Origin of the sequence: Streptosporangium sp. NPDC049644 (assembly GCF_040675205.1) — a bacterium.
Lineage (GTDB): Bacteria > Actinomycetota > Actinomycetes > Streptosporangiales > Streptosporangiaceae > Streptosporangium > Streptosporangium fukuiense.
On sequence record NZ_JBFAOJ010000002.1, the window covers coordinates 109,995 to 122,392 of the forward strand.

Annotated in this window: 9 protein-coding genes; 5 read left to right on the forward strand and 4 right to left on the reverse strand. The window is 73.0% G+C overall.

Annotated elements, in window-relative coordinates; genetic code table 11:
• The first annotated feature begins 53 nt into the window (after window positions 1-53).
• Together AB0J58_RS01605 and AB0J58_RS01610 are read left to right on the forward strand one after the other, a co-directional pair.
• Entirely contained in the window at window positions 54-2,606 is a 2,553-nt protein-coding gene (locus AB0J58_RS01605; RefSeq protein WP_364208782.1) for a DUF5682 family protein, read from the forward strand.
• Window positions 2,599-3,753, forward strand: a complete 1,155-nt coding sequence (locus AB0J58_RS01610) for a VWA domain-containing protein (RefSeq protein WP_364208784.1) — start codon at window positions 2,599-2,601, stop codon at window positions 3,751-3,753. The genes AB0J58_RS01605 and AB0J58_RS01610 overlap by 8 nt, the downstream gene beginning before the upstream one ends.
• A 197-nt stretch (window positions 3,754-3,950) precedes the next feature.
• Here the strand turns inward: AB0J58_RS01610 and nhaA are convergent, their stop codons facing one another.
• A complete protein-coding gene (gene nhaA, locus AB0J58_RS01615) occupies window positions 3,951-5,267 on the reverse strand; it encodes a Na+/H+ antiporter NhaA (RefSeq protein WP_364208787.1) in 1,317 nt (438 codons plus the stop codon).
• 24 nt (window positions 5,268-5,291) lie between these two features.
• Entirely contained in the window at window positions 5,292-5,513 is a 222-nt protein-coding gene (locus AB0J58_RS01620) for a hypothetical protein (RefSeq protein ID WP_364208790.1), read from the reverse strand.
• A gap of 55 nt (window positions 5,514-5,568) precedes the next feature.
• On the opposite strand from AB0J58_RS01620, the gene AB0J58_RS01625 reads away from it, so the two are divergent.
• A complete protein-coding gene (locus tag AB0J58_RS01625) occupies window positions 5,569-6,939 on the forward strand; it encodes an MFS transporter (RefSeq protein ID WP_364208793.1) in 1,371 nt (456 codons plus the stop codon).
• A gap of 234 nt (window positions 6,940-7,173) precedes the next feature.
• The gene (locus AB0J58_RS01630) at window positions 7,174-8,178 is read left to right on the forward strand and encodes an enolase C-terminal domain-like protein (protein WP_364208796.1); all 1,005 of its coding nucleotides are present in this window, start codon (window positions 7,174-7,176) and stop codon (window positions 8,176-8,178) included.
• Between the two features lie 71 nt (window positions 8,179-8,249).
• Here AB0J58_RS01630 and AB0J58_RS01635 read toward each other — a convergent pair whose 3' ends face one another.
• Window positions 8,250-9,707: an LCP family protein gene (locus tag AB0J58_RS01635; RefSeq protein ID WP_364208799.1), complete on the reverse strand. Its 1,458-nt coding sequence runs from the start codon at window positions 9,705-9,707 to the stop codon at window positions 8,250-8,252.
• A gap of 151 nt (window positions 9,708-9,858) precedes the next feature.
• Between AB0J58_RS01635 and AB0J58_RS01640 the strand changes: the two genes are divergently transcribed.
• Window positions 9,859-10,740: an enoyl-CoA hydratase-related protein gene (locus AB0J58_RS01640; RefSeq protein ID WP_364208802.1), complete on the forward strand. Its 882-nt coding sequence runs from the start codon at window positions 9,859-9,861 to the stop codon at window positions 10,738-10,740.
• A 71-nt stretch (window positions 10,741-10,811) separates the two neighbouring features.
• Here the strand turns inward: AB0J58_RS01640 and AB0J58_RS01645 are convergent, their stop codons facing one another.
• Complete coding sequence (locus AB0J58_RS01645) at window positions 10,812-12,329, reverse strand: prolyl oligopeptidase family serine peptidase (protein ID WP_364208805.1); 1,518 nt, start codon at window positions 12,327-12,329, stop codon at window positions 10,812-10,814.
• Window positions 12,330-12,398 lie beyond the last annotated feature (69 nt).

Here is a 12,398-nt window from a genome sequence, read left to right on the forward strand (position 1 = left end):
CCGCCGGCGCCGCCGGTCGGTGAGACGGCTTCCTCACCGGTCAGGGGGCGACGATGAGCGTCTCCGTGCTGGGGATCCGGCACCACGGACCCGGGTCGGCACGGTCCCTGTGCGACGAGCTCGACCGCCTCAAGCCGGACATCGTGCTCATCGAGGGCCCGCCCGAGGCGGACGAACTGGTCGAGCTGGCCCGTGACCCCGACCTCCGGCCGCCGGTGGCGCTCCTCGCCCACGTGCCGGGTGAACCGTCCACCGCCGCGTTCTGGCCGTTCGCGGTGTTCTCCCCCGAGTGGCAGGCGCTCCGCCATGCCGTCGGGGCGGGCATCCCGGTCCGCTTCTGTGACCTGCCGGCCGCGCACAGCCTCGCCTCCCGCTCCGGCGCGACCGGCGACGCCGAGCCGCGGCCCGGAGAGGAGCCGGACACGGGTGTGCCCGGCCTCCATCGTGAGACGGCGGAAGACGGCGGGAAAGGCGATGCCACCCCGCGGGCCGTACAGGTCGATCCGATCGGGGCCCTCGCCCGCGCCGCCGGATACGACGACCCGGAGCGGTGGTGGGAGGACGCCGTCGAGCACCGCGGCGACACCCCGTTCCACATGATCGCCCAAGCGGTGGAGGCGGTCCGCGAGGGACACGTCGCCGACGGGTACGAGGCGCGGCGCGAGGCCTTCATGCGGCGCACGATCCGCAGGGCGGTCCGGGACGGCTTCGAGCGGATCGCCGTGGTCTGCGGGGCCTGGCACGTCCCCGCACTGGCGGGCACGGCGGGTGAGGGAGCGCCCTGGGGAGCCGGGCTGCCCACCGTCAAGGCCGACGACGCGCTGCTCAGAGGGTTGCCCAAGGTCAGGGCCGAGATCACCTGGGTGCCGTGGACGTACGGCCGGCTGGCCTCCTGGAGCGGGTACGGCGCGGGTGTGACCTCCCCGGGCTGGTACCACCACCTGTTCGCCTCCCCGGACCGCCCCGTCGAGCGGTGGCTGACCGGGGCGGCCGGGGTGCTCCGCGAGGAGGACCTGCCGGTCTCCTCCGCCCACGTCATCGAGGCGGTCCGGCTCGCCGAAAGCCTGGCCGTGCTCAGGGGACGGCCCCTGGCCGGGCTGGCGGAGGTCACCGAGGCGGTCAGGGCGGTGCTGTGCGAGGGCGACGACCTGCCGGTGGAGCTGATCCAGCGGCGCATGGTCGTGGGGGAGCGGCTCGGCCGGGTGCCGGACAGCACCCCGATGGTCCCCCTCCAGCGTCACCTGCGCGAGGAGCAGCGGCGGGTGCGGCTCAAGCCCGAGGCGCTCGACCGTGAGTACGACCTCGACCTGCGCAAACCCCTCGACTTGGAGCGCAGCAGGCTGCTGCACCGGCTCCGCCTGCTCGGCGTCTCCTGGGGCACTCCCCAGGAGAGCCGGAGCAAGGGCACCTTCCGCGAGTCGTGGTCGCTCGCCTGGCGGCCCGAGTTCGACATCGACCTGATCGAGGCGAGTTCCTGGGGCACGACCGTCCCGGCGGCGGCCGCCGCCCGCGTCCGCGACCTCGCCGACGGGGGCGGGGCGTCCGGCGGAACCCCCGGCTCGGGGGCACCGGGCCGGGGAGGCGGCGCGGCCAGGACCGGGGCACCGTCCGGCGGGGCGCCCGGAGGCGTCACGCTGGCCGGGCTCACCGGCCTGGTGGAGCACTGCCTGCTCGCCGACCTGCCGGAGGCGCTGCCGCACGTGCTCGACGCCCTGTCGGCGCGGGCCGCGCTCGACGGCGACGTCACGCACCTGATGGCGGCGCTCCCGGCGATGGTCCGCGCCCAGCGATACGGCGACGTGCGCGGCACCCCCGCCACCGGCCTGACCACCATCGTCGGGGCCATGCTCACCAGGATCTGCGTCGGCCTCGGTGGCGCCGTCACCGGTCTCGACGACGACGCCGCCCGTGACCTGATCCGTCACATCGACGCCGTCCACGCCGCCGTCTCCCTGCTCGAAGCCGTGCCCGCCGATGCCGGCGTCTCCCGCGATTCACGGGAGCCGGACGCCTCCGCCGGTTCCGTGAGCCTGGACGGTCCGGCGGGTGCGGAAGGCGCGAAGGAGGCGAGGAGCGCTGGAGCCTCGGGAGGCGCTGCCCGCCCTGAGGATGATTCTCCGCAGGGGCGGTGGTTGACGGCGTTGCGCGGGGCCTGCGGCCGCGGCGACCTGCACGGGCTCATCGAGGGTCGGCTCACCAGGATCCTGCTGGACGCGGCCGACCTCGACACGGCCGAGGCGGGCCGCCGGATGTCGCTGGCGATGTCGGCGGGGCACCCGCCGGCCAGGGCGGCGTCCTGGATCGAGGGGTTCCTTTCCGGAGGCGGGCTGCTGCTCGTCCACGACTCCCGGCTGCTCGGGCTGGTCGACGAGTGGCTCACCGGACTCGCCCCGGAGACCTTCATCGACGTGCTGCCCCTGCTCCGCAGGACGTTCGGCGCCTTCGCGGCCCCCGAGCGGCGCTCGATCGGCTCGCGCGTCCGCTCTCTCGGCTCTGGCGGCGCGGATCGGGCACCGGAGGCGGAGGAGTTCGACGAGGAACGCGCGGCGGCGGCCGTGCGGACCGTGCTGGCGATTCTGGGAAGGACGGGGAGCAGCGATGGATGAGCGGTTGCGCCGCTGGCGGATGGTCCTGGGCGGTGACGCCGACGGCACCGGGTGCGCGCTCGCCGGAACCGACGCCCAGATGGACGGGGCACTGGCCGCGCTGTACAACGGCGCCGGTGCGGGGGCGGCCGAGCGGAGCGGGGGCCTGGGCGCCTCCGCGCCCCGGGTGGCGCGCTGGCTGGGCGACATCCGGTCCTACTTCCCCTCGACCGTCGTCCAGGTCATGCAGAAGGACGCCGTCGAGCGGCTGAACCTGACCCGGCTGCTGATGGAGCCGGAGATGCTGGATGCCGTCGAGCCGGACGTGCACATGGTAGGCACCCTGCTGTCGCTCAACCGGGTGATGCCCGAGAAGGCACGGGAGTCGGCCAGGGCGCTGGTCGGCAAGGTCGTCTCCGAGTTGGAGCGGCGGCTGGTTCAGAGGACCAAGGCCGCCGTGACCGGCGCCCTGGACCGCTCGGCCAGGACCCACCGGCCCAGGCGGGTCGCCGACATCGACTGGGACCGCACGATCCGCGCCAACCTGAGGAACTACCTGCCGGAGCGCAACACCGTGATCCCGTCCAGGCTGGTCGGATACGGCAGGAGGCAGCGGGCGGTCCAGCGAGAGGTGGTGCTCTGCATCGACCAGAGCGGATCGATGGCCGCCTCCGTCGTCTACTCCAGTGTGTTCGGCGCGGTGCTCGCCTCGATGCGCTCGCTGAAGACCTCGCTGGTCGTCTTCGACACGGCGGTCGTCGACCTCACCGACCAGCTCCACGACCCGGTCGAGCTGCTGTTCGGCACCCAGCTCGGCGGCGGCACCGACATCAACCGGGCCATCGCCTACTGCCAGGGCCTCATCACCCGCCCCAACGACTCGATCTTCATCCTGATCAGCGACCTCTACGAGGGCGGCGTGCGGCAGGAGATGCTCCGCAGGGTCGCCCAGATGACCGCGGCGGGCGTCCAGGTGATCGTGCTGCTCGCGCTCTCCGACGAGGGCGCGCCCTTCTACGACCACGACAACGCCGCGGCGCTCGCGGCCATGGGGGTTCCCGCCTTCGCCTGCACCCCCGACGCCTTCCCCGACCTGATGGCCGCGGCGATCGAGCGCCGCGACATCGGCCAGTGGGCCGAGCGCCGGCTGGAGCGCACCGCCACCTGATCCCGTCCTGGTGAAGGAGGAAAGGCCACGGGGGCCCACCTTCTCCAGGACGTCAGGGGCCGAACGCGGCAGCCTGACACCCGTCGGCGGATCAGCCGTCGTGGTGGGCGGGGCCGGTCACGCGGCCGTCTCGGACGGCCCTTTGCCCGGTGGCCTCCCGACGACGCGTCGAGAGGCTCGGCGGGTTTCCCGGCCTGTCAGGAACGCTCCTGGTAGACGTCGGGGACGCCGTCGTGGTCGCGGTCGACGGTTTCGGCCTCGTGGATGCGCCGGTAGACGCGGTTGCGCAGCCGCAGGATCACCGTCGCCGTCAGCGCCGCGATCAGGGAGCCGGTCAGGACCGCCACCTTGACGTAGGCGTCGCGCTCGCTGCCGGCGCCGAAGGCCAACTCCCCGATGAGCAGGGAGACGGTGAATCCGATGCCGGCCAGCACGGCCAGCCCGGCCACGTCCACCCAGGCCAGTCCTTCGTCCAGGCGGGCGTGGGTGAAGCGGGCCACCAGCCAGGTCGCGAGCATGATCCCAATGGGCTTGCCCGCCACGAGGCCCACGACGACGCCCACCGCGACCGGGTCGCTCAGGGCGCCGGCCAGGCCGCTCAGGCCGCCGAGGCTCACCCCGGCCGACATGAACGCGAACACCGGCACGGCCACCCCGGCCGAGATCGGCCGCAGCCGGTGTTCGAAGTGCTCGGCCAGGCCGGGCCCGGCCTCCGGGCCGCCGGAGCGCTCGCTGCGCAGGACCGGCACGGTGAAGGCCAGCAGCACGCCGGCGACGGTGGCGTGTACGCCCGAGGCGTGCATCAGCGCCCAGGTGGCGGCGGCCAGTGGCAGTAGCAGCCACCAGGCGCGTACCCGGCGCTGTACCAGCAGGGCGAAGACCGCCAGTGGCAGCAGCGCGCCCAGCAGCGGCAGCACCGACAGGTGCTCGGTGTAGAAGAGGGCGATGATGACGATGGCCACCAGGTCGTCGACCACGGCCAGGGTGAGCAGGAAGGTGCGCAGCGCGGTGGGGAGATACCGGCCGATGACCGCGAGCACGGCCAGGGCGAACGCGATGTCGGTGGCCGTCGGGATCGCCCAGCCCCGCGCCGCGCCGGAACCGGCACCGACGCCGAGGGTGAGCAGCAGGTACAGCACGGCCGGGACGATCACCCCGCCGAGCGCGGCCGCGACCGGCACCGCGGCCCGCCGCACCTGGCGCAGGTCACCGGCGACGAACTCGCGTTTCAGTTCCAGGCCGGCCACGAAGAAGAAGATCGCCAGCAGCCCGTCGGCGGCCCAGGTCGCCAGGCTCAGATCCAGGTGCAGCGCCGCCGGGCCTACCCTGAAGGCGCGCAGTGCCTCGTAGGTCCCTGACCACGGGGAGTTCGCCCAGATCATGGCGGCCACCGCGCCGGCCAGCAGCAGCGCTCCGCCGACGGTCTCCTCGCGCAGGATGCCGGCGATGCGGCGGGCCTCGGGCCACGAGCCCAGGCCGAGCAGACGGGACGTGCCGGGCGGGGTCTCGGTCATCGGCGCTCCGTTTCCGGGGTCGGGTCAGCCACTGCCGACCAGACTTCCCGGCGCACCACCGGCCACCTTACCCGCGGGGCCGCCGCCGGCCGACTCCAGGGTCATGGGAACGGGTCGGCCGCCGAACCGTCCCCCGGCCGGTTCCGCAAGCCCGTCCACCGGGTCGACGATCCGGTGGAGGCCAACGGCACCGAGCGGTTCGTGTCCGGGCTCGGCCCGCTGCCGGGAGACCGGTCCTACGACCAAGGACTGACACGGAGGCCCGATGCCAGGGGCGGAGTGCCGGGCGTACCGTCGGCTCATGATTAGCACGACAGGCGAAAAGCGGGCCGTCGGGATATTCGCCGCGCGGCACCGTGCCCTGACCGTCGGGATGGTGGCACTCATCTCCCTGGTCGCCTTCGAGTACCTGGCGGTGGCCACCGCGATGCCGGTCGTGGCCGACGAGTTGGACGGTCACGCGCTGTACGGGCTGGCGTTCAGCGGGGCGATGGCGGCCGGGGTGATCGCGACGGTGCTGGGCGGGCGCTGGGGCGACGTCAGGGGGCCGGTGGCGCCGCTCTGGGCCGGCGTGGCGCTCTTCGCCGCGGGGCTGGTCGTGGCCGGGACGGCGCCGACGATGGACGTGTTCGTCGTGGGCCGTTTCGTGCAGGGCTTCGGCGGGGGCGTCTTCCAGGTCGCGATGTACGTGCTGGTCTCGCGGGTCTACCCGGCCGAGACGCACCCCCGGGTGTTCTCGATCTTCGCGACGGCCTGGGTGGTTCCCTCCATGGTGGGGCCGGTGATCACCGGCCTCGTGGTGGAGTACGCGGGCTGGCGCTGGGTCTTCATCGGCGTGACGGTGCTTCTCCTCCCCGCGGCGCTGCTGCTCTGGCGCGGGCTGGCCGCCGCGCCCATGTCGGACCGGCCGCAGACCGGCCCGCGCTCCTCGATCGCGCGACGGCTGGGCTGGGCGGTGCTCGTCGCGGTCGGCGCGGCACTGATGCAGTACGGGGGCGCGGCGCGCGGCGCCGGGTTCGTCCTGCTCGTCGTGGGGCTGGCCACTCTGGTCGCGGCGCTGCCCCGGCTGCTCCCCGAGGGAACCCTGCGCGCGGCCAGGGGCCTGCCCTCGGTGGTCTCACTGCGCGGCATCGCGGCGGGCGCGGCCATCGGCGGGGAGGCGTTCCTGCCGCTGATGCTCAACCAGGAGCGCGGCCTGTCGCTGACCATGGCCGGGCTCACCCTGACCGGTGGCGCGCTGAGCTGGTCGTTCGGCTCGTGGGTCGTGGGCCGCCGGAGTTTCGACCGGGTCCTGGTGCTGCGCTGTGGCTCGGCGCTGATCGCCGTGGGGCTCGTGCTGATGGGCCTGACCGTCTTCGCCGTCGTCCCGGTCGCCACCGCCTTCCTCGGGGAGATCGTCCTGGGGCTCGGCATGGGCATCGTCTACCCGACGCTGTCGGTGCTCGTCCTGGAGCTGTCACCCCCGGGGGAGGCGGGGGAGAACAGCGCGTCGCTGGGGGTCGCGGAGTCGGTGTACACGGTCGTCTCCGTCGCGGTCGCCGGTGCGCTCCTGGCGGCACTGGGCGCCTCGACCGTCGCCTACCTGCTCTGTTTCGGGCTGGCGGCGTTGATGGCGACCACCGGAGTCCTGGTCGGCGCCCGGGTCGGAGCCGACGACTCCGTCCGGGGCTGAGCTCCTCCTGGGGTGCCCCCTTGGCGACCTGAGTTCTGTCCGCACCGAAAGTGGCAGAAAAATCGGGAAAAACCGGACTTAATCCCACCCTTGCAGGCGGGAGGCATTCGCGGGCCGTCGTGGCACCATGGAAGAACGCCGTTCCCGGTGGTGTTGAGAGGAGTCCCGCCTTCGGGCGGGATTCGTGTTTTGGGAGCTTGAATTCTCCGGGTCCGGAGAGGTCAAGGGGGGATCATGCCGCGTGTCCGCGAGCTTGAGGTGTTCCGGTTGGTGCTGCCGTACGGCAGGCGGCCGGAGAGCATCCTCGTCCGGCTCACCGACTACGGGGGCATGACCGGGTGGGGCGAGGTCGTCGACGCCGACCCCAAGACCTGGGTCGCGCTGGAGGAGGGGCTCGCGCAGGCGCTGATCGGCGCCGACTGGGAGCATCCCGACGAGCTCGGCGCCGTCCCCGGCGGGTCCGCCGCCGACATGGCCTGCTGGGACCTGTGGGCGAGGATGCGCGGGGTGCCGCTGGCCCACGCGCTGGGCGGTACCCGTACCTCCCTCATGGCCACCGTCAGGATCGGCGCCGACCGCAATCTGGAGAGCCTGGTCGCCCGGGTGAACCGGCACGTCTGCGCCGGGTACGCCCACGTCACCCTGGACGTCCACCCCGGCTGGGACATCGAGCCGCTGCGCGCCGTCCGCCAGGCGTACCCCGTGCTGGGCATCAGCGTGGACGCCCGCGGCGCCTACCGCGACGTCGCCGCCCTTGAGGCGCTGGACGCCTACACGCTCTCCGCCATCGAACGCCCCTGCGCCGCTCTGGCCGACCACGCCGACCTGCAGCAGCGCGTCGCCGCCCCGGTCCTGCTCGAGGTCGCCTCGGCCGCGGAGCTGGGCGAGGCGATCGCCGCGGGGGCGGGCAGGGCGCTGCTGCTCCGCCCGTCGGCCCTGGGCTCCCTGCGCGAGGTACGGCGGGTGCACGACCGTGCGGTGCGCGCCGGATGGGAGATCGCCTGTGCCGGGGGCCGGGGCACCGGGCTGGCCCGCGCGGCCACCGTCGCCGCCGCCAGCCTGCCCGGCTGCACCCTACCCTGCGATGTGGCCGAACCGCCGCGCAGCGCGCAGATCGTCGACCCGCCGGTCGGCGCCTCCGGCGGCGTGGTGGCCGTGCCGCTCACCCAGCCGGGCCTGGGCCACCGCATCGACGAGGCCCGCGTCCGCCGCCTGGCCAAGGAGTCGTACTCGGCCTGACGCGCTCCCCGGCCTGAAGGCCGGAACACCGGACCGCCTTCAGGTGGCGCGACGTTCCCGGCCGGCCCTGCTCAGCCGCAGCCTTCGGTGATGCCCTTGGGAGCGGTCGGGTCCGGCTTCGCCGTGGTGCTCGCCCCGGGGAGGGGCGTGCGGGAGGTGGTGGCCCGGGGGACGGCCGTGGGGGCCGCGGTGGCGGTGAGGGGACGCCTGGTGACGGCCGAGGAGTGCAGGGCCTTCGCGGTGACCGTGCGGATCCTGCTCCAGTCGGGGTAGCCGGTGTTGATCAGCGGTGGGACGAACTGGACGCTGGTCACCTTCGCGTTCTTGACCTTCAGCGCCAGCGGCACTAGGTGCTCCAGCATCGGGCGCGGGATGTCGGTCCGCAGCAGTTCCTTGGTGGCCAGCGCGACCTGGTTGAACCGCGACAGCACGGTCGCCGGGTCCGCCTGGGAGAGCAGGGCGCCCAGCACGCACCGCTGGCGTCCCATCCGGGTGTAGTCGTCGCTGTTGGTGCGCGAGCGGGCGAACCACATCGCGTCGGCGCCGCGCAGCCTGCGGGTACCCGCCTTGACCAGGCCCTCGTCGTACTTGCCGAAGACCACGTCCTGGGGCACGGTCACCGTCACGCCGCCGATCGCGTCGATCAGCCGGGCGAAGCCCCACATGTTGGCCAGGGCATACCAGTCGATCTTCAGGCCCAGCGTGTAGCCGACCGTGTCGATGAGCGTCCTCGCTCCCTGCTTCTCGCGGCCCCCGAAGATCTCCGGGTGCGCGTCGGCGTACTCCCAGACGGCGAAGAGCAGGTCCTCGCGCGAGCCGTCCGGGTTGGCCGGGAGCCTGAATCCGTCGGGAAAGCGCCTCGCCATGGGGGAGCCGGGGACGAAGCGGACGTTCTCCAGGTTGCGCGGCAGGCTCAGCAGCACGGTGTTGCCGGTTTTGACATCTATGCTGGCCACGTTGATGCTGTCGGTCCGCACGCCCACCCGGTGGGTGTCGGCGTCCCCGCCGAGCAGCAGGATGTTCACCCGGTCGCGACCCGCCCACGGGTCGTCCTCTCCATCCCCGCCGCCGGTGGGGCGTGCGGTGGACGGGGCGCTGAAGACGTCGTCCAGTGCCGACTGCGAGACCGCCGCGTACTGCCCGAGGAGGCCGAACGGCAGCAGTACGGCCACCGCGAGCGTTCCCGCCAGGACCCCGGCGACCGCCTGCCCGGCACCGGGCAGCGTGCCGGGGTTCATCACCACGAACGAGTGCACGACCAGGACGAACCAGGCGACGCCGAGCGCCAGGGAGGCCACCGTGACGCCGGTCAGCCAGGAGGAGGAGACCAACTGCCCGGCGAGGTCACCGAGGTCGGAGGTGAGCGCGACCCAGAGCAGGGACAGCAGCAGCGCCGCGTACGCGCACAGCAGCGCCAGCCCGGTCCTTCGCCATCCGGCACGCAGATGCGCGGCGCCCGGGGCGATGGCGGCCAGCGCCGTCCAGCCGATGACCGCACCGACGCCGGGCGGCTTCGATCTGTCACGCAATTGCTCCCCGTTTCCTCGCGCCTGACTCGGGCTTGACCACCGCAGGGAGATGGTAGGGGGGCGAAACCAGGTCGCGGGCGACAAGTCGGTGAACAACTCGGGAAGCCGGCAAGGCTTTATCCTGTGATTTTGACTGGAATAAGATTCGGTCATGGCTTTCACCGAGATCGAGTACGGCGTGGCTGACGGCATCGCCACCATCACCCTCGACCGCCCGCACCGCCTCAACGCCTTCACCTACACGATGCGCCGCGAGCTGATCGACGCCTTCGACCTGGCCGACGCCGACGACGAGGCGCGCGTGGTGATCGTCACCGGCCGGGGCCGCGCCTTCTGCGCGGGCGCGGACCTCGGGGGTGGCGGTGACACCTTCAACCATGACAGGAGCGAGGAGATGTTCGGCGGTGAGGACACCGTTGACGGCTCGCCCCGCGACGGCGGCGGCACGGTCGCGCTCCGGATCGCCAGGTCGCTCAAGCCGGTCATCGCCGCGATCAACGGTCCCGCCGTGGGTGTCGGGGTGACGATGACGCTCCCGATGGACATCAGGATCGCCTCCGACACCGCCAGGTTCGGCTTCGTCTTCGCCCGGCGCGGCATCGTGACCGAGGCCGCCTCCAGCTGGTTCCTGCCCCGGCTCGTCGGCATCTCCCAGGCCATGGAGTGGGCCGCCACCGGCAGGGTCTTCCCCGCCGCCGAGGCGCTCCAGGGGCGTCTGGTCTCCAAGGTCGTCGCCCCGGACGAACTGCTCCCCGCCGCCCACGCGCTGGCCCGCGAGATCGTCGGCAACACCTCCGCCGTCTCGGTCGCCGCGATCCGGCGGCTCATGTGGTCGGGCCTGTCGGCCGCCTCCCCCTGGGAGGCCCACCGGGCCGACTCGATTCTGATGCGCGACTTCGGCTCCGCGCCCGACAGCGCCGAGGGCGTCACGGCCTTCCTGGAGAAGCGGCCGGCGAAGTTCCCGATGAAGGTCTCCCTCGACCTCCCCGCCGCGGTCCCCTCCTGGCCGGACAACCCCTACGAACTTCCCTGACCTGCCGGGTCTCGCCGTCAGGCCGGGATGCGAGAGGCGGTGCGGGGAACGGGAACCCGTCGATCAGGACATCACCAGGGGAAGGCGAACAGACCGTAGTAGGCCGCGGCCACCAGGAGCAGGGCGGTGCCGCCGAGCACCCCGGCGATCGCGAAACTCTGCGGGCGGGAGGGCTCCCAGCCCTCCCGCAACCCCGCGACGACGGCCGCCACGCCCGTGACCTCCTGCAGCAGCATCAACAGCGCCAGGATCCTGATGACCAGCCATCCGGTGAGCACCGCGGGCCACGCCCCGGCCTGGTTGACCGAGAACAGCACGAGCAGCGTGATGAACGCCGCCACCGAGACCAGCAGCCCGGCCCCGGTCCACGCCATCCGGCGGAACCGCCGCCGGACCGGCGGCCAGATCCGGGCGTTGGTCTCCGCGGCGGGCGACCGGCCGCGGAGCCGCACCACCATCTCGGCCACCGGGCCGACCACGTAGCCGACCGCGGCCAGGCAGAGCGTCAGACCGATGACGGTCCCCCCGGCGTACCAGGGGGCCGCGGGAACGTCGCTGGCCTCCAGACGCTGGATCGGCGTGGCACCGGCGATGCGCACCGCGGGTCTGGCCGTGCCGGGCAGGCCCAGGACCCAGTTGGCCAGCGTCTGCAGGTAGCCGGGCGCGAACGGGCCGCCGTGCACGCGCATGCCGTGGTCGGCGCGGTCGAGGTAGCGGATGGTGTAGTCGCCGTTACCGCCCTCGGCGAGCGCGCCGGTCAACGCCATGCTGCTCTCCACGAACGGGATCGAGGGATCGCGCGTGCCGTACAGGGCCAGGACCGGCTGCCGCATCCCGCGCAGCGCGGGCAGGCCGTCGTAGCGCAGGAAGTTCATGTCCACGGCGCCCATGGCGCGGGTGAGCAGCTCGCGTACCCCGCTGGGCGCGTACAGCCGTTCGAGCTGCTCGCCCAGTGCCCAGGTCACCTGCCGCATGGGGGAGACGTTGGGCGCCGACACCAGCACGGTGAACCCGACGGCGCTGCTCCTGGTGGCGGCGATGGGCACCACCCAGCTGCCCTCGCTCACCCCCCAGAGCCCCGTTCTGGCCGGGTCGACGTCGTCGCGGACGAGCAACTTCTCCAGAACGAGCAGGGCGTCGCGGGCGAGCAGGCCGAAGTCACGGTTGCGGAAGTTGTAGCCCACGGTCCGCTTGTCGTAGACGAGGGTGACGATCCCGGCCCTGGCCAGCCACTCGGCCTGGGTGGTGAACTCTCCCCTGACCCCGGCCCCGGCCCCCTGCACGAAGACCAGCGCGGGGTGGCGTCCGGGGGCGACCGGCGCGCGGATCGTCGCCTGGAGGGGGGTACCGTCCTCGGCCGTGACGGTGACGTCCTGCGTGGTGATCTGCCTGGTCGCGGCGACCGGCCTGACCTCGTCCGGCGGCTGGGCAGGAAGGGTCTGGAAGACCGGGTCGGCGCGGAGCGGGGTCGGGTCGAACGGCGGCGGCAGGGTGTAGCCCACCGTCGCGAGAACCACGAGGATCAGGCCGGAGGCGACGCTCAGCACGCCACGGCCGGCCTGGTTGTCGATCCGATCCCCGATCGTCACTCGCCTCCGTGATCGTCGTTTCCCGGTATCGTTCCCTCTGATCTTCAAGCGTACCCATGGACGAAAACC

What these genes read in the sequence shown, in the direction of transcription:
- AB0J58_RS01605 (WP_364208782.1), top strand. Translation starts at nt 54, where the DNA reads ATGAGCGTCTCCGTGCTGGGGATCCGGCACCACGGACCCGGGTCGGCA.
- AB0J58_RS01610 (WP_364208784.1), top strand. Translation starts at nt 2,599, where the DNA reads ATGGATGAGCGGTTGCGCCGCTGGCGGATGGTCCTGGGCGGTGACGCC.
- nhaA (WP_364208787.1), bottom strand. Translation starts at nt 5,267, where the DNA reads ATGACCGAGACCCCGCCCGGCACGTCCCGTCTGCTCGGCCTGGGCTCG.
- AB0J58_RS01625 (WP_364208793.1), top strand. Translation starts at nt 5,569, where the DNA reads ATGATTAGCACGACAGGCGAAAAGCGGGCCGTCGGGATATTCGCCGCG.
- AB0J58_RS01630 (WP_364208796.1), top strand. Translation starts at nt 7,174, where the DNA reads ATGCCGCGTGTCCGCGAGCTTGAGGTGTTCCGGTTGGTGCTGCCGTAC.
- AB0J58_RS01640 (WP_364208802.1), top strand. Translation starts at nt 9,859, where the DNA reads ATGGCTTTCACCGAGATCGAGTACGGCGTGGCTGACGGCATCGCCACC.